Origin of the sequence: Streptomyces sp. NPDC002680, assembly GCF_042889145.1 — a bacterium.
Classification (GTDB): Bacteria; Actinomycetota; Actinomycetes; order Streptomycetales; family Streptomycetaceae; genus Streptomyces; species Streptomyces adonidis.
Genome location: NZ_JBIAQP010000002.1, coordinates 118,219 through 144,113, shown reverse-complemented (window position 1 = coordinate 144,113; position 25,895 = coordinate 118,219). Strand labels below are relative to the sequence as shown.

The 25,895-nt window shown below is 70.2% G+C and carries 25 protein-coding genes; 4 read left to right on the top strand and 21 right to left on the bottom strand.

Translation table 11 applies throughout. The annotated features are described in order from the left end of the window. Window positions 1-66: 66 nt before the first annotated feature. Entirely contained in the window at window positions 67-387 is a 321-nt protein-coding gene (gene fdxA, locus ACFYXF_RS07230; RefSeq protein WP_369034909.1) for a ferredoxin, read from the bottom strand. Window positions 388-528: 141 nt separating this feature from the next. On the opposite strand from fdxA, the gene ACFYXF_RS07225 reads away from it, so the two are divergent. Both ACFYXF_RS07225 and ACFYXF_RS07220 read left to right on the top strand, forming a co-directional pair. After that, the gene (locus ACFYXF_RS07225; protein ID WP_389348589.1) at window positions 529-1,527 is read left to right on the top strand and encodes a GNAT family N-acetyltransferase; all 999 of its coding nucleotides are present in this window, start codon (window positions 529-531) and stop codon (window positions 1,525-1,527) included. Between the two features lie 17 nt (window positions 1,528-1,544). Continuing rightward, window positions 1,545-2,408 (top strand): transglutaminase-like domain-containing protein, encoded by an 864-nt coding sequence (locus ACFYXF_RS07220; RefSeq protein ID WP_389348588.1) that lies wholly within the window; start codon window positions 1,545-1,547, stop codon window positions 2,406-2,408. 39 nt (window positions 2,409-2,447) lie between these two features. Here the strand turns inward: ACFYXF_RS07220 and ACFYXF_RS07215 are convergent, their stop codons facing one another. The 14 genes from ACFYXF_RS07215 to ACFYXF_RS07150 form a co-directional block, all read right to left on the bottom strand. Continuing rightward, window positions 2,448-3,845, bottom strand: coding sequence for a family 43 glycosylhydrolase (locus tag ACFYXF_RS07215; protein WP_389348587.1), 1,398 nt, complete (start codon window positions 3,843-3,845; stop codon window positions 2,448-2,450). A 77-nt stretch (window positions 3,846-3,922) separates the two neighbouring features. Next, the gene (locus tag ACFYXF_RS07210) at window positions 3,923-4,816 is read right to left on the bottom strand and encodes a helix-turn-helix domain-containing protein (RefSeq protein ID WP_389348586.1); all 894 of its coding nucleotides are present in this window, start codon (window positions 4,814-4,816) and stop codon (window positions 3,923-3,925) included. A 251-nt stretch (window positions 4,817-5,067) separates the two neighbouring features. Continuing rightward, window positions 5,068-5,916: a hypothetical protein gene (locus ACFYXF_RS07205; RefSeq protein ID WP_389348585.1), complete on the bottom strand. Its 849-nt coding sequence runs from the start codon at window positions 5,914-5,916 to the stop codon at window positions 5,068-5,070. Between the two features lie 62 nt (window positions 5,917-5,978). Further along, the gene (locus ACFYXF_RS07200) at window positions 5,979-6,461 is read right to left on the bottom strand and encodes a ricin-type beta-trefoil lectin domain protein (RefSeq protein WP_389348584.1); all 483 of its coding nucleotides are present in this window, start codon (window positions 6,459-6,461) and stop codon (window positions 5,979-5,981) included. 280 nt (window positions 6,462-6,741) lie between these two features. Then, window positions 6,742-7,359, bottom strand: a complete 618-nt coding sequence (locus ACFYXF_RS07195) for a DNA-binding response regulator (protein WP_389348583.1) — start codon at window positions 7,357-7,359, stop codon at window positions 6,742-6,744. Continuing rightward, complete coding sequence (locus ACFYXF_RS07190) at window positions 7,356-8,531, bottom strand: sensor histidine kinase (protein WP_389348582.1); 1,176 nt, start codon at window positions 8,529-8,531, stop codon at window positions 7,356-7,358. The genes ACFYXF_RS07195 and ACFYXF_RS07190 overlap by 4 nt, the downstream gene beginning before the upstream one ends. Continuing rightward, complete coding sequence (locus ACFYXF_RS07185) at window positions 8,528-9,268, bottom strand: ABC transporter permease (protein WP_389348581.1); 741 nt, start codon at window positions 9,266-9,268, stop codon at window positions 8,528-8,530. The genes ACFYXF_RS07190 and ACFYXF_RS07185 overlap by 4 nt, the downstream gene beginning before the upstream one ends. After that, on the bottom strand, window positions 9,265-10,197 hold the full coding sequence (locus tag ACFYXF_RS07180; RefSeq protein WP_389348580.1) for an ABC transporter ATP-binding protein: 933 nt from the start codon (window positions 10,195-10,197) through the stop codon (window positions 9,265-9,267). The genes ACFYXF_RS07185 and ACFYXF_RS07180 overlap by 4 nt, the downstream gene beginning before the upstream one ends. 104 nt (window positions 10,198-10,301) lie before the next feature. Next, a complete protein-coding gene (locus ACFYXF_RS07175; RefSeq protein ID WP_389348579.1) occupies window positions 10,302-10,775 on the bottom strand; it encodes a hypothetical protein in 474 nt (157 codons plus the stop codon). 81 nt (window positions 10,776-10,856) lie between these two features. Next, the gene (locus tag ACFYXF_RS07170; protein WP_389348578.1) at window positions 10,857-13,334 is read right to left on the bottom strand and encodes a hypothetical protein; all 2,478 of its coding nucleotides are present in this window, start codon (window positions 13,332-13,334) and stop codon (window positions 10,857-10,859) included. Between the two features lie 156 nt (window positions 13,335-13,490). After that, on the bottom strand, window positions 13,491-13,970 hold the full coding sequence (locus tag ACFYXF_RS07165; RefSeq protein ID WP_389348577.1) for a DUF6113 family protein: 480 nt from the start codon (window positions 13,968-13,970) through the stop codon (window positions 13,491-13,493). Further along, window positions 13,967-14,857, bottom strand: coding sequence for an N-acetyl-1-D-myo-inositol-2-amino-2-deoxy-alpha-D-glucopyranoside deacetylase (gene mshB / locus ACFYXF_RS07160; protein ID WP_389348576.1), 891 nt, complete (start codon window positions 14,855-14,857; stop codon window positions 13,967-13,969). Before mshB ends, ACFYXF_RS07165 begins: the two co-directional genes overlap by 4 nt. A gap of 44 nt (window positions 14,858-14,901) precedes the next feature. Next, entirely contained in the window at window positions 14,902-15,504 is a 603-nt protein-coding gene (locus ACFYXF_RS07155) for a Uma2 family endonuclease (protein WP_389348575.1), read from the bottom strand. Window positions 15,505-15,556: 52 nt separating this feature from the next. Continuing rightward, complete coding sequence (locus tag ACFYXF_RS07150) at window positions 15,557-16,483, bottom strand: helix-turn-helix domain-containing protein (RefSeq protein ID WP_389348574.1); 927 nt, start codon at window positions 16,481-16,483, stop codon at window positions 15,557-15,559. A 367-nt stretch (window positions 16,484-16,850) separates the two neighbouring features. Here ACFYXF_RS07150 and ACFYXF_RS07145 point away from each other — a divergent pair, with 367 nt between their 5' ends. Further along, window positions 16,851-17,489: a hypothetical protein gene (locus ACFYXF_RS07145; RefSeq protein ID WP_389348573.1), complete on the top strand. Its 639-nt coding sequence runs from the start codon at window positions 16,851-16,853 to the stop codon at window positions 17,487-17,489. Window positions 17,490-17,551: 62 nt separating this feature from the next. Here the strand turns inward: ACFYXF_RS07145 and ACFYXF_RS07140 are convergent, their stop codons facing one another. After that, the gene (locus tag ACFYXF_RS07140) at window positions 17,552-17,746 is read right to left on the bottom strand and encodes a hypothetical protein (RefSeq protein ID WP_006375723.1); all 195 of its coding nucleotides are present in this window, start codon (window positions 17,744-17,746) and stop codon (window positions 17,552-17,554) included. 176 nt (window positions 17,747-17,922) lie between these two features. On the opposite strand from ACFYXF_RS07140, the gene ACFYXF_RS07135 reads away from it, so the two are divergent. Further along, window positions 17,923-20,043, top strand: coding sequence for a prolyl oligopeptidase family serine peptidase (locus tag ACFYXF_RS07135; RefSeq protein ID WP_389348572.1), 2,121 nt, complete (start codon window positions 17,923-17,925; stop codon window positions 20,041-20,043). A 159-nt stretch (window positions 20,044-20,202) separates the two neighbouring features. Here the strand turns inward: ACFYXF_RS07135 and ACFYXF_RS07130 are convergent, their stop codons facing one another. Genes ACFYXF_RS07130 through ACFYXF_RS07110 form a run of 5 tightly spaced genes read right to left on the bottom strand, consistent with a single transcriptional unit; the run spans window position 20,203 to window position 25,856 of the window. Continuing rightward, entirely contained in the window at window positions 20,203-21,285 is a 1,083-nt protein-coding gene (locus tag ACFYXF_RS07130; protein ID WP_389348571.1) for an ABC transporter ATP-binding protein, read from the bottom strand. Beyond that, the gene (locus tag ACFYXF_RS07125) at window positions 21,269-22,252 is read right to left on the bottom strand and encodes an ABC transporter ATP-binding protein (RefSeq protein WP_389348570.1); all 984 of its coding nucleotides are present in this window, start codon (window positions 22,250-22,252) and stop codon (window positions 21,269-21,271) included. The genes ACFYXF_RS07130 and ACFYXF_RS07125 overlap by 17 nt, the downstream gene beginning before the upstream one ends. 8 nt (window positions 22,253-22,260) lie before the next feature. Continuing rightward, a complete protein-coding gene (locus ACFYXF_RS07120; protein WP_389348569.1) occupies window positions 22,261-23,238 on the bottom strand; it encodes an ABC transporter permease in 978 nt (325 codons plus the stop codon). Beyond that, window positions 23,231-24,154, bottom strand: coding sequence for an ABC transporter permease (locus ACFYXF_RS07115; protein ID WP_389348568.1), 924 nt, complete (start codon window positions 24,152-24,154; stop codon window positions 23,231-23,233). The genes ACFYXF_RS07120 and ACFYXF_RS07115 overlap by 8 nt, the downstream gene beginning before the upstream one ends. 52 nt (window positions 24,155-24,206) lie before the next feature. After that, window positions 24,207-25,856, bottom strand: a complete 1,650-nt coding sequence (locus ACFYXF_RS07110) for an ABC transporter substrate-binding protein (protein WP_389348567.1) — start codon at window positions 25,854-25,856, stop codon at window positions 24,207-24,209. Window positions 25,857-25,895 lie beyond the last annotated feature (39 nt).

The window sequence follows — 25,895 nt, the reverse complement described above, 5'->3', positions numbered from 1 at the left end:
CGGCGGTCATGATCAAGGCGATCAGGCCGTACGGGACCGAGGCGGCGCGGGCTCTGCGGGCCGCCGTCAGCCGTTCTGCGGCGGCAGCGCGGCGATGAAGGAGTGATCGCGCTCGATCAGTCCCAGCTTGCTGGCGCCGCCGGGCGAGCCGAGTTCGTCGAAGAACTCGACGTTCGCCTTGTAGTAGTCCTTCCACTCCTCCGGAGTGTCGTCCTCGTAGAAGATCGCCTCGACCGGGCAGACCGGTTCACAGGCGCCGCAGTCGACGCATTCGTCCGGGTGGATGTACAAGGACCGGGAGCCCTCGTAGATGCAGTCGACCGGGCACTCCTCGATGCACGCCTTGTCCTTGACGTCGACACAAGGCTGCGCGATGACGTAGGTCACGCTGTCGTTCCTCCTCGATAGGGCGCTGGCGAGCCGTCTTCAGGCTCCGCCACCTGGCGCGCGGGAGCGCGGCGTCGTCGATGCCCGCACCTAGTATCTCCGTTCCTAGGCATGATCCATACAGGAGGGGTGAACTGACCTGTGGAAATCTCTGCTCTCGGCCGTCTCGAGGTCCGTATCACCGCTGCTGACGTGGGCAAACGTGTCTCTGTTCGACGGCTGAACGAAGAAGCCCCCGGTAATGAGAAGTTCACCGACACAGTAGGTGTTCTCACATCATGGGACGAAGAAGCGGGTGTGCTTCTGATCACACGGCGCGACGGCGAGCGCGTCCGGGTCGCGGCGGCGTCCCTGGTCGCGGGCAAGGTGGTCCCGGCGGCCCCCGCCCGCCGACGCGGTCCCGCCGCCTCGTACCAGGAGCTGGCGCGGGTCTCCGCGCGGTCCTGGCAGCCCGTGGAGAGCGAGCGGCTCGGTGAGTGGGAGCTGCGGGCGGCTTCCGGGTTCACGCGACGCGCCAATTCCGTGCTTCCGCTCGGCGACCCCGGCCTGCCGCTCGACGAGGCGCTGACCGTCGTACGCCGCTGGTACGCCGATCGTGGCCTGCCCGCGTACGTCCAGACCGCGACTGGCGCCGAGGGTACGCAGGAACCGCTGTGCGCGGAGCTGGAGGAGCGCGGGTGGACGCGTGAGGTGACGGCGGAGCTGTGGGTCGGGGCGCTGGCGCCCGTCGCCGACCAGGGGGATCCGGACCGGGTGGTGCTGTCGCGGGAGGCCGATGAGGCGTGGCTCTCGCGGTATCAGCGCAAGGGGGTGAGCGAAGTGGCGCTGGCCGTGCTGGGGAGCGGGCCGTCGGTGTGGTTCGCGACCGTGCCCGGGGGTGCGGGCGAGCCTCCCGCCGCCATCGGGCGGTGTGTCGTGGACGGGCGGTGGGCCGGGTTCGGGGCGGTCGAGGTGGACCCCGGGCAGCGGCGGCAGGGGCTGGCCACGGCTGTCATGGCCGCGTTGGCCGGGCGGGCCCTTGAGGAGGGGGCGTCGGCCGCCTGGCTCCAGGTGGAGGCGGACAACTCGGGGGCGCGGGCGCTGTACGCCGGGACGGGATTCGGAGCGCATCACTCCTACCACCACTATCGATCGGCGTGAGAGGGCACGGGCCTGGTATGCGTTTCCCTCATCCTCCGCCGTATCCCCCGGGCCCCGAACGGTCCGCCGAGTTGCGCGGGCTCTTCGCCGACGAAGCCCGGTCCGAACGGCCCGATCTGACGACGCTGTGCCTGTTGATGGGCGGGGTCGCGGACCGGGCGCTGGACGAGGCCGGCGTCGACGCCGTCCAGATGGAACTCGACCGGCTGGCCGGGCAGTTGCCGTTCCGGCCGGGCGGGCCGCGTTCCTGGGCGACGGCGCTGCACCAGCTGCTGGGCGAGCGTCTCGGCTTCCGGGGCAGCCCGGCCGACTATCAGCGGCTGGAGTCCTCTCTGCTGCACGAAGTGGTGGTACGTCGGCGGGGGTTGCCGATTCTGCTGTCGGTGCTGTGGATGGAGGTCGCGCGGCGGGCGGGGGCGCCGGTGTACGGGGTGGCGCTGCCCGGGCACTTCGTCGTGGGGTTCGGGCCGGTCGACCAGCAGGTGCTGGCCGATCCCTTCGACGGGGGGCGGGTGTTGAGCGGGGGCGACGCGGAGTTGCTGGTGGCCGGGGCGACCGGGGAGGCGTTGGATCCCTCGATGCTGGTGCCTGCGGATCCGTTGGATGTGATGTTGCGGGTGCTGAACAACGTGCGGGCGTGGGGTGCGGCTCGGCCGGAGCGGTCGGAAGTGTCCTTGTGGGCGGTGGAGTTGGCGCTGCTGTTGCCTTCGCATCCGGCCCGGTTGCGGTACGAGCGGGCTCAGTTGCTGGTGGGGCGGGGGGAGTTCCTGGTGGGGGCGGCTGAACTGGAGGGGTACGCGGAGGTTGTCGAGGCGGTCGACGAGGTGGGTGCCGAGCGGGTCCGGGGGCAGGCTCGGGCGGCTCGGGCTCGGTTGAACTGAGGTTGTGAACGCTGAAGTGCCCTTGTGCGGCAAGGCGGTTCAGCTCACCTCGATGTGGTCCAGTTCGGTGAACAGGTCTCCCTTGGAGAAGCGGATCGTGTTCCAGCCGGTGCGCAGCGACACGGTCCGGACCGCCGTCTGCCAGTTGTCCCAGGCGGTGTGGGGATAGAGGACCGTGCCGGCGTCGGTACCGTCGACGGACAGTCGATGGGTGGCGGCGGCCGGTGTTCCCGCCGAGTCCAGTGAGCCGTTCGCGTAGTGCACCGACAGGGTGTGCGGTCCCGCGGACGCGGCGAACACCCGGAACTCGACCCGGCTGTCCGGGTGGTCGATGTGCCCGACCGCCCTGCCGCCGGACGCCTCGGGGGCGGCACGGACGACGACGTTGTTCAGCCGCGCCAGCTCCGCCTCGTGGACGACCTTGCTGCCGCGCACCACCGGATGTCCGTCGGCCCAGCCCAGATCGGCCCGGTACAGGGTCCGGACACCTCCGTGCCAGCCGTGCAGGACGATCTGGTCACGGCCGTCGGGCCCCTCGACCAAGTCCTGTCCTCCGGGGCCCTGGACCGCGCCGGAGAAGCTGTCCGTCGACATGAGGGGGCGGGGGGCCTTGGTGTAGGGGCCGGTGAGGCGCGGGGACACGGCGTAGCCGGTCGCGTAGGCGCTGGTGTCGTAGGCGTTCGCGGAGTACAGGAGGACGTACCACCCCGCGCGTTTGACCAGGGTGGGCGCCTCGACGAGGCGGCCCTCCCAGGGCTGGTCCTGGCGGATCAGCCGGACCGGGTCCCCGGTGAGACGGGTGCCGTCCCACGTGGTGGGCTGGAGGTGCAGCCAGGTGTCCTGGCCGAGGTGGCAGCAGTTGCCGTCGTTCTTCCACAGGAGGTAGCGCTGCCCGCCCTCGGTGTAGGTCGAGGCGTCGATGGCGCCGCCCTCCCGCGCGGGGCAGACGAGAGGGGTCTCGCCGGTCGGGCGGAAGGGCCCGTCCGGCGTGGCGGCCCGCGCGACGCCGATGCACTGTCTGCCGCTGGCCCGGTCGCGGGCGGTGTACTGCATGGTGAGGCCCCCGCCGCCGTCGAACACTTCCGGCGCCCAGACGAGTTCGGCCCTGGGAGCCGCCCAGGAGCCGGGGTCGGGCAGCATGTCACGGTCGTCGAGCGTCCAGTGCCGCAGGTCGCGCGAGGTGGCGTGCTGGATGTGACGGTCGCCGCTGTTGGTGGCGTAGGCGTGGTAGACGGCGCCGACCCTGACGATGTCCGGGTCCGCGAAGTCGCGGTCGAGCACGACCGACGGCGAACCGTCCACCACCGGCGGCGCGACAGCCGTATGCCCCGTGGGCGGGCCCAGGGCCAGGCCCAGACAGAGGAGGGCCACGAGAGAGGCGAGTCGTTTCCGCAGTCGGCGGATCACATGGGAGGAGAACATCTGAGGGAAGGGCATGGGGCGGTCCCTTTGGATCAGGGGCGGAAGATCGGTGGGCTTGGCTGTGCTGCGTCCCGCGTCCCGCGCCGACGGCCCTACGCCAGCTCGATGCCGTCCAGTTCGGTGTACAGGTCACCCTTGGAGAAGCGGATCGTGTTGCGGCCCGCGCGGAAGGCCACCGTCACCGGCTCGGTCCGCCGCCAGTTCTCCCAGCCGGTGTATACGTAGTGGACGGGGTTCACGACGGCGCCGTTGACCGCGAGGCCGTGCGAGGCGGATGCCGGGGCGCCGGCGGTGTCCTGGGAGCCGTTGCTGTACCGCACGCTCATGGCTCGGGGACCGGCCGACGCGACGACGACGGTGAACTCGACGTAGCTGTCGGGGTAGTCCATGTAGGCGACAGTCTCGCCGCCGCTGGCCCCGGTGGCGGCACGGACGATCACCCGGTCCTTACGACGCGCCTTCTCCGCCTCGTAGAACACGGGCCGCCGCTCGTCGACCCCGGCGTGCGGGCCCTGCTTGCCCAGGGCGGCCGTGGTGGTCCGCTCACCCGGGGAGTCGGCGTCGAGCTGGACGCCGTACGCCGTCAGACCCGCTCCGAGCAGTACGACGGTGACCACCGCGGCGATGGCCCGGACCCGCGTGAGGCGCCACCACGCGGGGACGGGAGCCGGAGTGCGCGGGCTGTCGTCGGGCGGAGCCGGAGTGGGCGCGGCCGGGAGCTGGGGGGACGACGACATACGGTCGGCCGCCTGCCACAGGGCGCGCAGTTCGCTCGGGTCGCCGCCCAGGATCCGGCCGATCTCGGCGACGACGGGCCAGGGTGCGACGCCGTCGCCGCGGAAGTAGCGCGACAGCGACGTGTCGCTGACCGGGACCCGCTTCTCCAGTTCCCGCAGCGTGAGCCCCGACCGGTGTTGCAGGGCGCGCAGGGCCGCGCCGAGCTGTCGTTGCGCCGCCAGGCGGTCACTCCGGCCGCTGTCCGTCATGGCGGACGTCTCCCGAGGTACGACAACGGTGTCCCGTTGGTGCTTCATGACCTGGGACAGGCTGTCCCAGCAGGTCAGGAATCTATGGAAGCGGACAATGGCGACGCAACCGGCACGGTGTCCCGGCCCGTGCAGAGTCGATTCACCGGTCACGGGATTCACTCCTCCGGCCCAACGGGGTGCCGTCGCTCGGGCTGTCGGCGAGGTGTGCGCTCAGCCCGAGGAGGGCTGGGCGCACACCTGGTGGGGTGTCAGTCGCCGTACTGGACGGGCCGGTAGGCCCGGTACTCGCTGCCCCCGTTCAGGCCGTAGGTCAGCGTCCGGTGTGTGGTGCCGGGGCCGCTGCGCTGCTCGTAGGCCGTGTAGGAGGTGTGGGCCGCGTCGTTCCACCGTTCGAAGATGACGACGTGCCGGGTGTTGCTGTTGCCGATGGCGTCGATGACGAGGTCACCGGGCTGGAGTTCGCCCATCGCGATGGGGCGGGTGAGGTTCCGGTTGGTGGCCAGCCCCACGGTGTTGGTGCCGGGCGTCGGCAGGCCGAGTGCCATGGAGGCGTAGCCGGAGCAGTCCTGCCGGTAGCCGTCCCGCCAGTGCGCGGACTGGCTGTAGGGAACGGGACGACCGCCGTTGGCGGTGAGCCAGGTCGCGGCCCGCTCCAGCGTCTGCTGCCGCGAGCCGGTCGGGGAGCCGCCGCCGGGATCGCCCTGCACGGGGACACCGGGAAGCCGGTCCTCGGGGATGTCCACGGCGACGACGGTCAGGAAGCCCGTGACGGGTGCGGTGATGTGGGCCATGAAGGTGGAGCAGGCGCTGCCCTCGCACACCCGACGGCCCGTGTCGACCTGGTAGTCGGCGGTGATGCGGTCCTGACCTGCGGAGTTCTGGTTGATCATGCCGACGGACGGCGAGTTGATGTCGGACGTGGCGTGCACGATCCAGCGCGTCCCCCAGGTGGGGAAGGAGGCGTCGGCCCGGGAGACACTCGTCGGCGTCGTGGTCGGGGTCGTGGCGTGGGCGGAGACGGCGAGTGCCGGGACCGTCAGACAGGTGAGGGCGAGGGCGGGCAGGATCCTGCGCAGCTTGCGGGCGTGGGGGGACATGGTTGGTCTCCTCGTTCGAGATGTTCGAGATGTTCGGGGCGTGGGATCAGGGGCCGGGCCCCCTACTGCCACTGCTGGTTCGCCGAGTTGGTCACGCACGGCAGGGCGATCAGGCGCTTGTTCTCGCCCGGGTCGGCGATGCACGCCCCGGTCTTCACGTTCCTGAACTGGATGCGGCTCTGGGTGAGCTTCTCGACCGTCCACTTCTGGTAGTCGAGTCCGTTGCACGGAAAGGTGCGCAGGCCGGCGGCGCTGTCGTCCAGGCACCTGCTCGTGGCCATGTTCGTGAGCTGTCGGGTGCCGTCGGCGGCGTGCCGGGTGACCGTCCACTTCTGGTGGTTGAGCCCGTTGCACTGCCAGCCGCGCAGTCCGCCGCCGTCGCTGTCGTCCATGCACAGCCCCGTGTGCACGTTGCGGTACGTCTCAGCGCCCGCCGCACGGGCGACGGGAGCCGAGGTGGCGGAGGCGGGGGTGGCGGGAGCCGCGCCGAGCACGGTCACGGCGGCGGCCACGAGAGAGGGCAGGAGAATGCGTACGGAAGTCATGCGGAAAGTCCCTTCCGAGGGATGCGGGGAGTCGGCCGTGAGCGGCCACAGGAACCGACGCGCAGTCACCGTCGGCGGCGAACTGCGGGGTCGGTGAGATGAGTTTGTGCAGCTCACACCCCGTCCACAACCTGATCCCGGCTGCTTCGGCCATGTCGGGACAGACAGGTTCCCGACCTGCTGGGGCACACCTGTCCCGGGACGAAAAGCGGACGGCGAAACAGCGTCGGGGCGGCTCCCGAAGGACACCGCCCCGACCGGGACTCCTACAGCCGGCCCTTTACAGCCAGCCCTTCTCCCTCGCGATCCGTACCGCCTCCGTGCGGTTTCGGGCCGTCAGCTTCTGGATCGCCGTCGAGAGGTAGTTGCGGACCGTGCCCTGGGAGAGGTGCAACATGGCCGCCAGCTCCGCGTTCGTCGCGCCGTTCGCCGCCGCGCGCAACACCTCACGCTCCCGGTCCGTCAGCGGATTGGCGCCGTCCGCCAGGGCCGCCGCCGCCAGGGTCGGGTCGATGACCCGCTCCCCCGCCAGCACCTTGCGTACCGCTTCCGCCAGTTGGGCGGCCGGGGCGTCCTTGACCAGGAAGGCGTCCGCGCCGGACTCCATGGCGGCGCGGAGGTAGCCGGGGCGGCCGAAGGTCGTGAGGACGACCAGCTTCAGGGTCGGGAACTCCCGGTGGAGCTGGGCCGCAGCCTCGATGCCCGTGGCGCCCGGCATCTCGATGTCCAGGAGGGCCACGTCCAGGTCGGCGTGGGTCCGGGCGGCGGCCAGCACCTCGTCGCCGCGTGCCACTTGGGCGACGACCTCGATGTCGGGCTCCAGACCGAGCAGCGCGGCCAGCGCCTCGCGGACCATCGACTGGTCCTCCGCCAACAGGACCTTGATCATGCGGCTCATGGACCGGATCCTACGTCCGTCGGAGTGGTGGGCGACGGGTTCGCCGGCACCCTCGCGACCAGCCGGAAGCCCTGTCTCGTACGGGCCGTCTCCAGGGAGCCGCCCGTCTTCTCCAGGCGTTCCGCGAGGCCCGTCAGGCCGTTGCCCGGTGTTCCGGGTGAGCCGTCGCCCATGCCGTCGTCCTCGACCGAGAGTTCGAGGACCGGGCCCTCCAGGGTCTGCCTGCTCAGCACCTCGACCGTGCAGCGCCGGGCCCCGCTGTGCCGTACGACGTTCGTCACCGCCTCGCGCAGCGCCCAGGCGAGGGCGGACTCCGCCTCCTCGGCGATGTCGGTCTCCGTGGCGGTCGTCGGCAGGTCGGCCGTGATGCCCGCCGCCGTCAACGCGACCTTCGCGCCCGCCAGTTCACCGGCCAGGCGGGGACGCCGGTAGCCGCTCACCGCCTCGCGTACGTCCACCAGGGCCTGGCGGCTGACCTTCTCGATGTCGGCCACCTGGAGGGCCGCCTTCTCGGGGTGGGCGGGGAGCATCCGGCCCGCCAGCTCGCTCTTGAGCGTGATCAGCGACAACGAATGGCCGAGCAGGTCGTGCAGGTCCCTCGCCAGGCGCAGCCGTTCCTCGTTGGCCGCCAGCTGGGCGACCGTGGCCCGGGCCTCGCGCAACTCGATCGTCGTACGCACGAGTTGACGTACGCCCATCATGGCGGCGCCGCCGAGCAGGGCGGGGATGAGGAGCCCGGCCAGGTAGGAGCGGCCGTCGGGGACCGCCAGGGCGACCGCCGTCATCAGGGCCGACACCGCCACGATCGCCCAGCGGGCCATCCGCGCCGTCAGGGCGGCGCCGGACGCGGTCGACACGTACACGAACAGGACCAGCCACTCGCGGCCCAGGGTGAGGGCGAGGAGCGTCGACTGGGCGGTGAGGACCGCGAGGGAGCCCACGACCAGGAGGGTCGTCTCGCCACGGCTCGTACGGAAGACGAGGATCGCGTACCAGGCCACGAACACCACCAGGCCCAGCCAGCCGAGGACGCGTACGCCCGTGCTGTGGCCGCCGTGCAGGAGGTCGCTGACCGGTGCGCTCAGGTAGACGAGCCAGATGCCGATCCACAGGGACTTCACCACCCGCGCCCTGCGGGTCGTCGGGCGCTGCCCGATGCCGACGCTGCTCACGCCTTCAGCGTGTCCTTCCGGTACAGCCAGGCCGCGCCGCCCGCGAAGAGGACGAACGAGACGGCCAGGATCGCCACGTCCTTCACCTGCGGGGCGTTGCCCAGCTCTATGGACTGTCCCAGGGCAGCGTACGCGTGCGTGGGCAGCCACTTCGCGATGTCCTGCAGCCAGTCGGGGAAGCTCGTCGTGGGCATCCAGAGGCCGCCCAGCATGGACAGGCCGAAGTAGACGATCATCGTGATCGGACGGACCGCGTCCCCGCTCGCCAGATAGCCGAGGGCGACTCCCAGGGCCGCGAAGACCAGGCTGCCGACCCAGATCGTCCCGGTGAGCGCCAGCCACTTCCAGGCGTCCAGGTGGACGTCCTTCACCGCCGCCGCGACGACGAAGACGACCACGATCGACGGGAGGCTGATCACGGCCGCGCTCGCCGTCTTGGCGAGGACATAGCCACGGCCGGGGAGGGTGGTCAGGCGCAGCTGCCTCACCCAGCCGCTCTCGCGTTCCTTGGCGATGCGCTCGCTGTTGCCCATCAGGACGGCCGTCAGGGCGCCGAAGGAGGCCATGGCGACCATGTAGAAGGTCGGGAGGGTGAGTTCCGTGCCCGTCACTTTTGTGGTGCTGTCCGCGCTGCCCGCTATCAGGAGGAACAGCGCCGACGGGTAGATCACCGAGAAGAAGAGGAACTTGCGGTTGCGCAGGGCCCGGGTGATTTCGAGGCGGATGAGGTCGTTCATGAGGTGCGTGCCTCCTCGGCTGCGGCGGTGAGGGTGACGAACGCCTGCTCAAGGCCCAGGCCGGCCACTTCGAGGTTGCGGGGGTAGAGGCCGAGGCCGTACAGGGCGTGGACGGTCGCGTCGGCGTCGGCGGACTGGATACGGACCGTCCGGCCGGAGATGTCGAGGGAGGTGAGGAAGGGCAGGGTGCGCAGGAGCGCCTCTTCCACCGGGATCTCCGCGTCGGACTCCAGGTCGAAGGAGATCCGGCGGGCGCCCGCCTTCGCCTTGATCTCGGCGGCCGTGCCGTCGGCCAGCAGGCGGCCCCGGTGCAGGACGAGGACGCGGTCCGCGATCGCGTCCGCCTCCTCCAGGTAGTGGGTGGCGAACAGGACCGTACGGCCCTGGTCCGCCTGTTCGCGCATGGTCGCCCAGAAGGACTGGCGGGCGGTGACGTCCATGCCGGTCGTGGGCTCGTCCAGGACGATCAGGGCGCTGTCCCCGGCCGTGGCGAGCGCGAACCGGACGCGCTGCTCCTGGCCGCCGGACAGCTTGTTGACCTTGCGGTCGGCGAACTGGGTGATCCCGGCCCGGGAGAGGACCTCGCCGACCGGGAAGGGCCGGGGGTGCAGGGCGCAGGCGAGCGTCACCAGTTCACGGACGGTGACCTCGTCCATCAGGCCGCCGCTCTGGAGCATGGCGCCGACGTGCCCGCCGACGATGGCGTCCCGGGGGGTGTGGCCGAGGACGCGGACCGTACCGCTGTCGGGCTGCTTCAGGCCGAGGAGCAGATCGAGGGTGGTCGACTTGCCGGCACCGTTGGGGCCCAGCAGGGCCACGGTCTCGCCGGGCCGGAGGGTGAGCGCGAGCCCGTCGACGGCCCGTACCTCGCCATAGCTCTTGGTGACCTGGTCGAACGCGACCACCGGGGTGGTTTCCATGGGGTCCATGGCATCCATCGTGGCCGCGGGGCCGGTCCGCCCGGCAGTGCCGACGGTCCTGACTCGGGGATGACAGATGTCATGGTGCCCCACGGCGGCGGCCGGCCGCCGGCTCAGCTCAGCGGAGGGGCCTGGGCCGCCTTCCGCAGAGCGTTCCGCCACCTCTGCCGAACGTCTTCGAGTTCCTGCCCGTTGGCCTTGATGATCTTGTTCTGGTAGGTGGTCTCGACGGACTGCCAGACCGTCACGTAGTCCACCTGACGGGCACTCCACTTGGCGTTCACGGCCTTGGCCCGGCTGTCCGCCTCCGTACGTTTCCAGCCCTGCTGCTGCGCCGGGTCGACGGCGGTCAACGCGTCCTTCCGGAGCATGCCGAGTTGCTTCAGTGCCGTGCCGCGGCAGCCGCCCGTGATCTCCGATCCGGTCGCCGCCGCGTCACTGCCGATGCAGGCCTTGGTGACCGCATCCGTCATGAGGGCCTTGCGCTTCTTCTCCTGCCGCGCCTCCTCGGCCAGTTGCGCGGCGGTCACACCGACCGGCGGGGCCAGGTGACAGCCGTACACGCGCACGGTTTCGGGGTCGGTCACCCCGTAGCGCCGCTCATTGGCCGAGTGCGCCACGCCGAGCCACGGCAGCCGGGCGGGCGCGCCCTCTCGAACCGCTCGCCACTAACTCGGGTTGGTCTCGATCACACCGACGCGGTCCGCCTCCGTCTTGCCGAGCAGGGCCTTGCGCATGGCGCCGACGACGTCTTCGGGCGTCACGGCGGTCTTACTGCCGTTGCCCCGGGTGATCAGCACGCCGTCCCAGGCGCCGCCATACAGCTCCTTCAGCGCCGCCCTGTCGTAGTACTCGACCAGCTTGCCACCGACCGGCTTGACGGCGAGGACTCTCCACAGGGAGTTCTGGGGGCTGAACTTGACCTCCAACCCACCCGCCTCGATCCTGACAATGCCCGACATGGCCGGCTCGGCAAACGCCTTCATCATGCGGTCGACCTCGGCGTTCGAGATCGTCGGTTCCTGCGTCTTGGTGGGGACCTGGACCGGCGTACTCGTGCCGCTCTCCACCTGGCTGCGATAGGCGTTCTCGACGGACTCGGCGGCAGCGGCTGCGTCGATGCCCTTGCCGGCCTTGCCGTAGACGGCGACGGCCTTGCCGGACTCGAACCTGATCGTGCCGTCGCTGGCCGAGCCGGATCCGCCGGCCACCCGCTGGAGCGCGGCGGTCAGCTTCTCCTCGTCGACCGGCATGACGGGGTCGACGACCCGCTGCTGGCCGAAGAGCGAGCCGATCACCGACACCGGGTTGTAGTCGCTGACGGCCGCCGCCCGGACCGTGGCCTGGGTGTCGAACTGGAGGCCGGCCTGGTCGGGCTTCAGCTCGACCGTCTTGCCGTCGACGGACAGCTTCAGCGCCTGGGTCATCCGCTTGTCGAAGGCGTCGTCGAGTTTCTTGACGGCGTCGTCCCGGGTGCCGCCGCCGATGTCGACGCCGAACACGGTGGTGCCCTTGGGCACGTCGGAGTGGTTCATCAGCAGCCCGGCGCCGTACACGGCACCGGCGATGAAGAAGACGGCGACGATGAGCAGCGTCAGCTTGCTGCGGCCCTTCTTCTTCGCCTTCTTGCCCTTGGAGGCGGCAGCGGCGGGCGTGCTCGGTGACACCGGCTCGGGCAGCTTCGGCGGGGTGTGCGGCAGCGGGCCGTCGGCGTGCGAGCCCGGCCCGAACGGGGAGTTGCGGTCGGCCGGGACGACGGGCATGCCGCTGGTGAGGGTGGAGCTGGAGACGTTGTCCACGGAGCCGCCGTACCCGCCGTAGCCGTCGGCGCCCGGTTCGGGGGCCTGCTTCTGCGGGGTGAGGATCGCGGTGTCGTCGCTGAGGCCGCCGCCGAGGCGTCCCGTGCCGGAGACACCGGGGGCGCCGGACGCGCCGCCGACGACGGGCGGGACGACCGGGCCGTCGCCGGTGACGGGGCCGCCGGTCGGGCCGGCGGGGCCGCGTCCGCCCGGGCCGCCGGGACCACCGGGTCCGAAGCCGTTCTGGCCGTTCGGACCGTTCGGGCCGCCGAAGTCGGCCTGGGCGGCACCGAAGTCGCCGAAGTCGTTGGGCGCCGTGAAGTCGTTCTGGGCGGCGAAGTCGTGCTGGGGGCCGAAGCCACCGGCCTGCCCGTTGGGACCGCCGGCCTGGCCATTGGGTCCGCCGGCCTGACCGTTGAGGCCGCCGCCCTGAGGGCCACGCCCGCCTTGTCCGTTCTGCCCGCCCTGCCCGTTCTCCGCGAAGTACGGCAGGTCGTCGCGGCGCGGCTCGCCTCGGCCGTCTGCGGGCCGGGGACCGGCCCCGGGGCCGCCGGCCGGCGGGTAGGGGGACGTGCTCAGCGGGCCCGCCCCGGCCGCCAGTGCGGACACGTCGAAGGAACCGGTGCCGCCGCCGTGCCCCGGCGCGACGGGACCGGCGCCGGTGGCACCGGGGAGCCCGGCACCCTTCGTACCGCCTCCTGCGGCGCGTGGGCCGCCCGCGTTGCCCGCGGCGCCCATGACCCCCAGGCCGGGGCGCGAAGACCCCGTGGAACCGCCGCCGTTGGGACCGCCGGGACGGGAAGCGCCCGCCGGGCCTGTGCCGTTGGGGCCGCCGGGACGGGCGCCACCGGGTGCGGGACCCGAACCACCGGGCAGACCCGCGCCGTTGGACGCGCCGCCGCCCGGACCGCCCTTGGGCGCACCGGACTTGCGCGGCGCGAACCAGTCGCTGGTCTTCTCGCCGGGCTGGGCCGGGGCGTCGGCGGACGGCGCGGCGGCGCCGTTGGACGCGGCCGCGCCCGGCGTTCTGCCGTCGCCTCCGCCGCCCGTTCTCGGCAGCGCGTGGGACCCGGTCTCCTCGGAGGACGAGTACGACGGGGACTCGGTGTCCGCGACGGGCGTCCGGACGACGACCGGCGGAATGGGCCGGGATCCGGGGATGTTGATCCGGATCCGGGTCGTCAGCGTGGTCTCGGTCTTGGGCCCGTCGGGCTCCGCGGCCGAACGGCCCGCGTCCGTACCGCCGTCGGACGCCATGGGCGTGCCGTACGGCGGTGTCCCCGAGGGGTAGGCGGCACCCCCGCGCCCGTTGGGCCCGGAGGACGGACTGTCAGTTTCACGACTCAAGGCAGGTTCTCCCGGTTGGCTCCGCCGCCCGACGCGACCTCACGCGGGCAGCTCGGCGGCGCGCACCACCATACTGGCCACTCCTGGCACGAATCCCACGACCGCCGGGGAAACCATCACGGGACCCCCACGCGGTTGCGGCGGCGAAGTGCTGCATCACTTGCCAAGTCGGACGGCGGACCCGTCCGGTTGCCGCCCCTGACCGAGGGTGGCGCACATCACAGCGACAGCCATCCCACCGAGGAGGAAGAGGTACGAGCCGACTCCGGCGGCGAACAGGAAGTCCCCCTCCGGACGGCTCGCGGTGAGCAGGATGACGGAGACCATCCACCCGGCCGCCGGCGCGACCGCCCCGGCGCGACTGCCCACGGCACGCGCCCCGCCGAGGAACAACCCGGCCGCTCCACCGAGGGCGAGCAGCAGCCCACCCGGGAACCAGGCGGCCTGCACGAGCCCGCCTGCGGCCCCCACGACGGCCCCGAGGACGAAGAGCGCCAGATAGGCCACCGAACGCCCGAGAGAGGGCCCGACAAGCGGCTGAGCCAGCAGACTGCCGCCACCGCCCCCCGCGCCGGCCGCCCCGGTAGCCGCCTTGCCACGGGGTCCACCCGCGGGCGCCTTCCCGTTCGCACTCATCGCGCACCACCCTCCGCAGTCACTGCGATCCCGTCGAACAGATCGGTCTCACGTACAGAAGTACGCTCACCACCCCCAACTCGCTCACCACGCACCAACTCGTAGTACTCATCGGTGAAGAGCGGCTGGGCCTGTTGGTTGGAGAGGGCGAACCAGGGCTCCGCCACCTCGATCTGGGTGGCGTGGGCACGCATGGCGGCGGCCTTGGCGGAGGCGTGGGCGGTGCCGTCGATGAAGGTGGTGACGCGCTCGTCGCCCACAACCCCCGGTACGTCGTCGATGGCGGCGGCCTTGGCGAACGGCAACCCGGGCAGCGCCTCCCGAAGACGCGCGAAGCCCTCCTCGGCGACCGGCCGGGGCACGCGGTTCCAGTAGACCTTGGGGACGCTCCAGCCGGCCTCGGCGGCCAGCTCGACGGCGCGCATGGCGACGCGGTGGGCCTGGATGTGATCGGGGTGCCCGTACCCCCCGTCCGGGTCGTACGTCACCACGACCTGGGGCCGGACTTCGAGAATCACCTCGACGAGGTACCCGGCGGCCTCGTCGACATCCGCCTGCCAGAAGCACCCGGGGTCGTCGTTGTCGGCGAGCCCCATCATCCCGGAGTCACCGAACCGCCCGGGCCCGCCGAGCAGCCGGTGATCGTCAACACCGAGGGCACGCATGGCAGCGCCCAGCTCCCCCAGCCGGTACTCACCGAGGGCGGCACCACCGAGATGGGCAAGCTCGGGCGGAATGACCTCGCCACGCTCACCGAGGGTGCAGGTGACCAGCGTCACCAGGGCGCCCTCGGCCGCATACCTGGCCATGGTCGCGCCGTTGTTGATCGACTCGTCGTCCGGATGCGCGTGCACCAGAAGCAGACGCCGGTCGGGCAGTTCCTTCATGGGCCCAGCCTACGAGGCCCGGGGGATTGACCTGCGGCGCCCTCCTAGGAGTCCTCGTCCCGGTAGCGGGGCAGGCCGGTCGTCGGGATCGTCCAGTCGGCGATGGTGACGTCCTCGCCGTAGACGAAGTCCTTGCGGGTGGCGTAGCGGGGGCCGCCGGGGGTGGGGTGGATGTCGGTGAGGACGGCGCCGGTGCCGGTGCGGGGGTCGAAGATCGCGTAGACCGGGATGCCGATCAGGGGGTAGTCGCGCATCTTGGTGACCCAGTCGTTCTCGGGGTTGGACCTGGAGACCACTTCGACGGCGGCGATGACCGTACGGGGATCGATGGAGCCCTCGACGTTCAGATCGGCCCACGCGATCACCATGACGTCGGGGTGGCGCATGATGCCCTCGGGCTCGTCCTCCACATCGGGCGTGCCACTGTGGGCCAGCAACTCGTCCGGCATGGACTTCTCCAGACGGCGGCTGACGTGCGCTGCCGTCACCTCGTGGGGCCCTCCCGGCGACATCATGTCGTGCACGATCCCTTCCTTGGTGATCTCGAACTTCCCGGGAAGGGTGTCGTCCATCGACTGAACGAAGTCCCGCATGGTCCGGTACAGGCGGGAGGCGCCCTGTCGCGCGTCGTCCGGGGCGATGGTCATGGCGCTCGCTCCTCGTCGTCTGTGCCCGGGGGCAAGGATCGTCGCTTTCATGCTAGGCGGCCTCCAGGAGATCGGATCGGCAGTCGCGGCAGCGACCGGGCACAGGGGCACGGAACGCACGCTCACAACCGCCGCAGTTCTGGAGCGGATGCCGGACGGCTGGGGGCGAGGCAGGCGCGCGGAGCGGTGGCACGGGTGGCAACTGAGCGGTGAGACGGTGGGCCAGGAAGGCGGCCGGGCGGTGCACTCCCTCGGGTGGGAGGTCGCTGGTCAGCGCGTGCAGTACGGCGCCGGCGCTGACGTCACGCTCCAGCCAGGCGGCGACACCGGGGGCCAGGTGGGCCGTGTCGCAGGCGGACAGAAGCAGGCCGGGGTGGTGGCGCAGGTCGGCGAGGAGTTCGGTGGCGGCCTGGAGGAGTCCCGGCCCCTTGTACGAGGGCTGCGGTACGGCGGGGAGGGGCTTGCGTGGGGTGCGCTTCCTGGGCGGGGCCGGGGCGATCGGGTGCGCGGAGCCCGTGGGGTGCGGGGTGGAGCCGTGGTCGGTACGGCGGTCGGGCCCGGCGTCGGTGTCCGCAGGGCGCTCGGTGTGGTGGCCGGGGCGGTTGCAGGAGACCGTGCGGGTGACGATGTGGCCGCTTGAGGTGCGTTCGCGGGGCCTGCGCAGGTAGCCATGTGCCTCCAGTTCACGCAGGGCGGCGGCGATACGGTCCGGGCCCTCCGGGAACTTCCTGGCGAGGGTCTTGATGTCGACGCGGGCGCCCGTGGGCAGCGACTGGATGTGCACGGCCAGCCCGATGGCGAGGAGCGACAGCTCGCGGTGCTGGGCGAGGTGGTTGCCGATCACCGTGAAGCGGGTGGTGTGACGGGCGTTGTCGTGGACGACGCCGGAAACGCCTGAATCGGGCCGCCGGGGAGAGTGGTTTTTGCCCGCGCTACGGGCTTGGGCGTGCGAGGGCACGCTAGGGTCTTGCGTATCCATCGGGAAGCTTTCCTCTTCCTCGGTGGTCAGGCCCTCGCATTGGGAGTGCAATCCCGGCGAGGGCCGTCGCATGTCTGCGGTTGTCTGTGGTGTTGGTGCTGCTGCGCTGAGCGTAGGGCAGGCAACCGGTCGCGAATCCAGCCGAGTTGGCGATGTTCACTCGCGCGAGTGAGTTTGCGCGGCGGGCGGGAGGGGTGGGGCTTGGTGAGGGTCCTTTCCCCCAGATGTTCCTTTGGAAAGAGCGCCGGTCGCACCGGGACCCAGGGGGCCGGGATCCGGGGCTGGACCGCGTTCCGGTACGAGGCATCCGTCGTTGCGTACGGTCGTAGTACGCGACCGATTCACAAGGCGGGCTGGAAGAGACGACATGACCACACCGGACGACGGCGCTCCCCTGGTCGAGGCCTTCGAGTGCCGATTCGACTTTCGGCCCGGATGGATCGACCTGACGCTCAAAGAGGGCACGAAGGCCGAAGCCGAGGTGCTGGCCAGGGAAGTTGTCGACACGCTCTCTCCACTGGCGCTGGAGATCGAGAAGAGCGCGGTCTACGACGACCTGGTCGAGCGGGCCGTGGACCTGAACGACGACATCCCGGTCCTCGCGGCGGCGTACTACGCCGAGAACGGCGAGGCCCTCGCCAATCTCATGGTCGACTCCTACGGCGACGAGGGTGTCGCCCGTCCCACCCGGGAAGAGGTCCAGCCGCTGCTCCTGGAGTGGGGGAACGCCAAGCCCAAGGGCGAGCCGCAGGTGACATATCTGGAGCTGCCTGCCGGGCCGGCCGTGCGTGTGCAGTCGAGGATTGAGGCGAAGCGCATGTTCGGCTTCAGGCGGAAATCGGCCGAATTCATCAAGTTTGCCGTCTTCCCGCCCGGAATGGAGAGTCTCATCGTCGTGACGGCGACGTGGGAGACGGTCGCCCGCACGGAGGAGATCACGGAGCTGGTCGACGAGGCGGTCCGGACTCTGCGGATCACCCCGCTCGTCGCAGGCGAGATCGAGTGAAGACGCTCCGCCGGTAGCAGGGCAGGGCTCCGGTCACACACCTTCCGGAGCCCTTCGGGGCGTCAGAACTTGAGGTCGCCGATCATGCCCGCGATGCTTGTCGTCAGGTCGCTGATCGTCGGGGCGAAGGTCGACGAGGCCATGTAGAACCCGAGGAGCATGCACACCACCGCATGACCTCCCTTGAGTCCTGACTTCTTGATCAGCAAGAAGACGATGATCGCCAGCAGCACGACCGCCGAAATCGAGAGTGCCACGGCGGCTCACCTCCAAGGGGCCCAGGGACGCGGGGGGTCGGACTATGGGGGCAGTAAATCCATACAGTGGCCAGCAGGTTCATACCCACTTGCCGCCAGTGATCATATCTATTCGTCCGCGCGCATCGGTCGGCGCACGGCCGCACAAGGGGGCGCATGGCCAATATGGTCGGGGCATGACGACCGAGCCTGTCTCCTTCCCCCGCCGACACGCCCGTACCCAGCGATTCACGCTCGGCGCGCCCCGCGCGTTCACCGTGGCGCCCGACGGTTCACGGGTCGCCTACCTGCGGTCCTCCTCCGGTACGGACCGGGCCAACAAGTTGTGGGTGCTTGATCTCCCCGAGGGTACGGAACGGGTCGCCGCCGACCCGTTCGCCCTTCTCGGCGGGGCCGACGAGGAGTTGTCCGCCGAGGAGCGCGCACGCCGGGAGCGGAGTCGTGAGGGGGGCGCCGGGATCGTCTCCTACGCCACCGACTCCGCCGTCGAACTGGCCGCCTTCGCCCTGTCCGGGCGGCTCTTCGTGGCCGAGCTGCAAGCCGGGACAGTGCGGGAGATCCCCGTGACGGGGTCCGTCATCGATCCCCGACCCTCCCCCGACGGGCGGCTCGTCGCCTACGTCGTGGGCGGTGCTCTGCACGTCGCCGACCTGGCCGGTGAGCGGGCCGACACGATCGCCGAGCCCGAGTCGGAGACCGTGACCTACGGGCTCGCCGAGTTCATCGCGGCCGAGGAGATGGACCGTTCGCGCGGCTTCTGGTGGTCCCCGGAGTCCGACCGGCTGCTCGTCGCACGGGCCGACGACGCGCCCGTCGGCCGCTGGTGGATCTCCGATCCGGCACATCCGGAACGCGAGCCGCAGCGCGTCGCCTATCCGGCGGCCGGCACCCCGAACGCCGAAGTGCGGCTCTTCGTGTTCAGCCTTGAGGGCGTGCGCACGGAGGTCGTCTGGGACCGGGCCAAGTATCCGTATCTGGCTCGTGTGCACTGGTCAGCGGCCGGTGCGCCGCTGGTTCTCGTGCAGTCGCGGGACCAGCGCGGGCAGCTCTTCCTGGCCGTGGACCCGGACACCGGGGCGACCCGGATGGTGCACGCGGAGGAAGATCCACATTGGCTTGATCTTTTCCCTGGGGTGCCTTGTTGGAGCCCCTCCGGACAGCTCGTCCGTATCGCCGACGAGGGTGGCGCGCGCGTGCTCGCCGTCGGGGAACGGCCGCTCACCGGGGCGCAGTTGCACGTACGGGCGGTGCTGGACGTCTCCGCCGACGATGTTCTTGTGTCGGCCTCCGCCGGGGAGGAGGCCGTCGGCAGCGAGATCGGCGAAGTTCACGTCTATCGAGTGAACGAACTCGGGCTGGAGCGCGTCTCGCAAGAGCCCGGCGTGCACTCGGCGGTTCGCGCCGGGGGCGTGACCGTACTCGTGTCGGCGGTGCCGGACCGGCCGGGGGCCCAGGTGCAGGTGCTGCGCGACGGGAAGCGTGCCGCGACTGTCACCTCGTACGCTGAAGATCCCGGTTTGTCCCCGCGCGTGACTCTGACCCAGGGGGGCGCACGCCGAATTCCATGCGCCCTGCTTATGCCGAACGACTACGACGGCGTCACTCCCCTCCCCGTCCTCATGGACCCCTACGGCGGTCCGCACGGCCCCCGAGTGGTCGCCGCGCACAACGCCCACCTCACCTCGCAGTGGTTCGCCGACCAGGGTTTCGCGGTGGTCGTCGCCGACGGGCGAGGGACCCCGGGACGGTCGCCGGCCTGGGAGAAGGCGGTCCACGGGGACTTCACCGTCTCCCTGGACGATCAGATCGAGGCCCTGCACGACCTCGCCGAGCGCCACCCGCTCGATCTCTCACGAGTGGCCATCCGCGGCTGGTCGTACGGCGGTTGGCTCGCGGGTCTTGCCGTGCTGCGGCGGCCCGACGTCTTCCACGCGGGCATCGCGGGCGCCCCGGTGACGGACTGGCGGCTGTACGACACGCACTACACGGAGCGGTATCTCGGCGACCCGGGCGCGACCCCGGAGGCGTACGCCAACAGTTCCCTCGTGACGGACGACGGGCTGTCCGCTCCCGCCGAGCCGCACCGGCCCCTGATGGTCGTGCACGGCACCGCCGACGACAACGTCGTATTCGCCCACGCCCTGCGGCTGTCCTCGGCCCTGCTGGCCGCCGGCCGCCCGCACGAGGTGCTCCCCCTGTCGGGCGTCACGCACATGACCCCGCAGGAGCAGGTCGCAGAGAACCTGCTGCTGCTTCAGGTGGACTTCCTGAAGCGGGCGTTGAGGCTGACCCACTAGGCAGGCCGGGCACGGCAACGGGCCGGGGCTACATGGCGAGCCCCGGCCCGTTTACGGCACCCGCACGGCCGTACGTTCCTCAGAGTGGCTTGTCCATATATCGAGATCGGGTCAGCCAAGTTGCCTGCGTGTTAACGCGGTTCGTGTGTATTTATACTGCTATTTCAGCCCGTCTCCATGATCGTCCACAGCCTCTGTCGGCGGCGCCTCCGTCGGCACCACGTGCTTCTCCTCCGCGAAGTGGCACGCCGAGTCATGCGCCGCCGGCCCCGTCGTCAGCCGGAACTCCGCCGGTACCGCCAGCAGCGGCACCTCCAGCTCGCACCGTTCCTGGGCCTTCCAGCAGCGGGTGCGGAAGCGGCAGCCGGAGGGGATGTTCGTCGGGGAGGGCACATCACCGGTGAGGATGATCCGCTCCCGGTGCTCGCGGGCCTCGGGGTCGGGGACGGGCACCGCGGAGAGGAGTGCCTGGGTGTAGGGGTGCGTGGGGTGGTCGTAGATCTCGGCGTCCCGGCCGATCTCCACGATCCGCCCGAGGTACATCACCCCGACCCGGTCCGAGATGTGCCGCACGATCGACAGGTCGTGCGCGATGAAGATGTACGCCAGCCCGAACTCGCTCTGGAGGCGGTCCATCAGGTTGATCACCTGCGCCTGCACCGACACGTCGAGCGCCGACACCGGTTCGTCGGCGACGATGATCTCGGGGCGCAGCGCCAACCCCCGTGCGATACCGATGCGTTGGCGCTGGCCGCCGGAGAACTGGTGCGGATAGCGGTTGATGTACTCGGGGTTGAGACCGACCACATCCAGCAGATCCTGGACCTTCTGCCGCCGGTCGCCCTTGGGCGCGACCTCGGGGTGGATCTCGTAGGGCTCCCCGATGATGTCGCCGACCGTCATCCGGGGGTTGAGGGAGGTGTACGGGTCCTGGAAGACCATCTGGATGTTCCGGCGTACGGCCTTCAGCGCCCGCCCCGACATCTTGGTGATGTCCTCGCCCTTGTACTTGATCGTCCCGGCCGTCGGCTTCTCCAGGTTGACCAGCATCTTGGCGACCGTCGACTTGCCGCAGCCCGACTCCCCCACGATGCCCAGGGTTTCGCCCGCGCCCAGCGCGAAGTCGACGCCGTCGACGGCCCGGACGGCGCCCACCTGCTTCTTGAAGAGGATGCCCTGGGTGAGCGGGTAGTGCTTGACCAGCCCGGTCACTTCGAGGATCGGCTCAGTTGTTGTGGGCATCTAGCGTCTCCCTCCAGAAGAAGCAGGCGCTTCTGCGGTCCTCGTCGACCTCGGCGAGGGGCGGTACCTCCGCGCGGCAGATGTCCTGCGCCATCGGGCAGCGCGGGTTGAAGGCGCAGCCCGGCGGGATGTTCATCAGGTTCGGCGGGAGGCCCTTGATGGCGTACAGCTCGCGGCCCTTCTGGTCGAGGCGCGGGATCGACTCCAACAGGCCCTTGGTGTACGGGTGGGCGGGCGCCTTGTAGATGTCGTGGACCGGCGCCGACTCGACGATCCGGCCCGCGTACATGACGGCGATCTTGTCGGCGACGTCCGCGACGACCCCGAGGTCGTGGGTGATGAGGATCAGGCCCATGTTCAGTTCGCGCTGCAACTCCGCGAGCAGGTCCATGACTTGGGCCTGGACGGTCACGTCGAGGGCCGTCGTCGGTTCGTCGGCGATGATCAGGTCCGGTTCCAGGGCCAGCGCCATGGCGATCATGATGCGCTGGCGCATGCCTCCGGAGAACTGGTGCGGATAGTCCCGTACGCGCTGGGCGGCGCCCGGGATGCGGACCCGTTCCATCAGCTCAATCGCCTTGGTGCGGGCGTCCTTTCGGGACATTCCGCGGTGCACGGTGAACATCTCGCCGAGCTGGTCGCCCACGCTGAGCACCGGGTTCAGGGACGACAGCGCGTCCTGGAAGATCATCGCCATCCGGGCGCCCCGGACCTTGCGGCGCTCCTCCTCCTTGAAGGTGAGCAGGTCCTGGCCCTGGAACAGGATCTCGCCCCCGGTGATCTTCCCCGGCGGGATGTCGAGGATGCCCATCACCGCCTGGGCCGTCACCGACTTGCCGGAGCCGGACTCGCCGAGCACGGCGAGCGTCTCGCCCGCGTCCACGCTGTAGGTGACGCCGTTGACGGCCTTGGCGACCCCGTCCCGGGTTCTGAACTCCACGTGGAGGTCGCGTACTTCGAGGAGCATGGCGCCGGTCACCTCAGCTTCGGGTCGAGGGCGTCGCGCACCGCGTCGCCGAGCATGATGAACGCGAGGACGGTGACCGCGAGCGCTCCGGAGGGCCAGAGGAGGGCGTGCGGGGCGTTGCGGATGTACGGGGAGGCCGCGCTGATGTCGATGCCCCAGGAGACGGTGGGGGGCTTCAGGCCCACGCCCAGGTAGGACAGGGTCGCCTCCAGGGCGATGTACGTGCCGAGTGCGATGGTCGCCACGACGATCACCGGGGCGACCGCGTTGGGTGTGATGTGCCGTAGCAGCATGCGGGAGTTGGAGGCGCCGAGGGCGCGGGCCGCCTGGACGTAGTCGTTCTGTTTGGCGGTGATGACCGAGCCGCGGGCGATCCGGGAGATCTGCGGCCAGCCGAGCAGCACCATGAACCCGATGACCGGCCAGACCGTCGAGCTGGTCACCACGGAGAGCAGGACGAGGCCGCCGAGGACGACCGGGATCGCGAAGAACACGTCGGTGATCCGGGACAGGACCGAGTCCCAGACCCCGCCGAAGAACCCGGCGAACCCGCCGAGGACCGACCCGAGGATCGCGACCCCGAGCGTGGCGCAGACGCCGACCGTGACGGACGTACGGGCGCCGTAGACCGTGCGCGTGTAGACGTCGCAGCCCTGGCCGTCGAATCCGAAGGGATGGCCCGGCTCCGAGCCCTTCTGGGCGTTGGCGAGGTCGCACTTGAGGGGGTTGCCGGAGGCGATCGACGAGGGCCAGATGGAGATGACGACCAGGAAGAGGATGACCAGCCCGGCGATGATGAAGACGGGGTTGCGGCGCAGGTCGTGCCAGGCGTCCGACCAGAGGGAGCGCGGTTTCTCGGTCGGACCGCCGCCGTCGCCGTCCGGGCGCTTCTCCAGCGTCTCCGCCTCGCTCATCGCGAGGTCCATGGCGCCGCCCATGCCGGTCGCGGCGATGGCGCCCTCCGGTTCGTACGGCTGCTCAGGCATAGCGGATCCTCGGGTCGAGTACGGCGTACAGGAGGTCGACGAGCAGGTTGGCGACCAGGAAGACGAGGACGAGGACGGTCACGAAGCCGACCACCGTCTGGGTGTTCTGGCGGAGAATGCCCTGGTAGAGCTGGTAGCCGACGCCGTGGATGTTGAAGATCCGCTCGGTGACGATCGCGCCGCCCATCAGCGCGCCGACGTCCGTGCCGATGAAGGTGACCACGGGGATGAGTGAGTTGCGGAGCAGGTGGCGGGTGATCACGCGGCGCCTGGGGAGGCCCTTGGCGACCGCTGTACGGACGTAGTCGGAGCGTCGGTTCTCCGCGATCGAGGTGCGGGTCAGACGGGTCACGTAGGCCAGGGAGACCGAGGCCAGGACCAGGCCCGGGACGATCAGTTCGTCGAAGGTGGCGTCCGTCGACACCGACGGTTTGATCCAGGCCCACTCGACGCCCAGCAGGAGTTGCAGTAGCAGACCGGTGACGAAGGTCGGGACCGAGATGACGACCAAGGTGCCCAGGAGGACGCCCGTGTCGACCGGCTTGCCCCGGCGCAGGCCGGTCACCACGCCCAGGGTGATGCCGATGACGATCTCGAAGAAGATCGCCACGATCGTGAGCCGGATGGTGACGGGGAACGCCGTCGACATCAGCTCGGTGACCTCCTGGCCGTTGAAGGCGGTGCCGAAGTCGCCGGTGAAGACGTTGCCCATGTAGGTCAGGTATTGCTGCCAGACGGGCTTGTCGAGGCCGAACTCCTTGCGGAGCTGGGCGGACGTGGCCGGGTCGCACTGCCGGTCGCCGCAGAGGCCCGCGATGGGGTCGCCCATCACGTTCACCATCAGGAAGATCAGCAGGGTGGCGCCGATGAAGACCGGGATCATCTGCAGCAGACGCCGGATCACGTACCGTCCCATGAGGGCTCCGGAGGTAGTGGGACAGCCGCCCGGGAACGGCTGTCCCGGCGGCTCAGCTGACCTTGATCTCGCTGTACACGGGCAGGCTGAACGGGTTCAGGGCCACGTTCGAGAGGCGTTCCGAGTAGCCGGCGCTGCCGTTCTGGTACCAGAGCGGGATGGCGCCCATGTCGTCCCGCAGGACCTCCTCGGCCTGCTGGAACAGCTCGACGGCCTTGGCCTGGTCGGTCTCCGCGTTGGCCTCGTTGACGAGCTTGTCGAACTCCTTGTTGGTCCACTTGCCGTCGTTGGAGGAGGCGTTGGTGTAGTAGAGCGGCTGGAGGAAGTTCTGGATCAGCGGGTAGTCCATCTGCCAGCCCGCGCGGAACGGGCCCGACATCTTGGACTGGGTGATCTGGTTGCGGAAGTCGGCGAAGGTGCCGACCGGGTTGCCGACGCAGGCCTTGTCGTTGTCGAGCGCGTTGTTGACGCTGTTGCAGACCGCGTCGACCCACTGCTTGTGCGAGCCGGTGTCCGCGTTGTACGAGATCTTGACCTGGCCGCCGGGGAAACCGCCGCCCTCCTCGATGAGCTTCTTGGCCTCCTCGGGGTCGTACTCGCAGGCGTCGCCGCACAGGCCTGCCTTGTAGCCGCCCTCCTCGCCGAGGACGGGTGAGGTCCAGTCGGTGGCGGGGGTGCGGGTCTTCTGGAAGATCGTGTCGGTGATCTGCTCGCGGTTGATCGCGCGGGAGAGACCGGTGCGGACCTTCTCCATGCCGGGCTTGTCCCAGTCCTTGTCGTAGAACGGGAAGGCGAGGGTCTGGATGATGCCGGCGGGCGTGTTGATGTACCGGTCGCCGAGGTCGGCCTTGACGTTGGTGAGCTGGGAGGCGGGCACGTCGTCGACGAGGTCGAGGTTGCCGGCCATCAGGTCGGTGTAGGCGGTGTTGTTGTCGGTGTAGACCTTGAGGTCGACACCGCCGTTCTGCGCCTTGTCGGTGCCCGAGTAGGCGTCCCACTTCCGCAGGGACATCTGGGAGCCCTTGGTGTACGACTTGATCGTGTACGGGCCGTTGCCGACGGGCTTGCTCAGCCAGGCCGTGTGGTCCGTGAAGAAGGACTGCGGCAGCGGCGAGAAGGCCGAGTAGCCGAGGGTGTCGGGGAACGTCGAGAACTTCTGGTTGAGCTTGACGGTGAACGTGTTGGTGCCGGTCACCTTGAGCCCGGAGAGGGTGTCGGCGGTCTGCTTGCTGCCGTCCTCGGGGTGGACCTTGTCGTAGCCGTCGATGTAGCCGAAGAAGTAGGCGTTCTTCTGGTTGTTCTTGAGGCTGGCGCCGTAGTTCCAGGCGTCGACGAACGACTTGGCGGTGACGGCCTCGCCGTTGCTGAACTTCCAGCCGTCCTTGATGGTGACGGTGAAGTTCTGCGAGTCGGTCGTCTCGATGCTCTCGGCCATCATGTCGTTGGCCTTGCCGGTCTTGGCGTCGTACCGCTTCAGTCCGCGGAAGACCATGTCGAGGACCTTGCCGCCCTGCACCTCGTTGGTGTTGGCGGGCTCCAACGGGTTCTGCGGGTCGCCCCAGGAGGAGCTGAGCACTCCGGAACCGTCACCGCTGCCACTGCCGCCGCTGTCGCTGTCGCTGTCGTCGCTCCCGCAGGCGGTCGCCGCGAGGGCCACCGCCACCGCGCATGCGGCCCATCGGACGTGCGTGGCTCCACGCATGGAGTGCCTCCTGTTCAGTGCGCCATACCGTTATCGGTC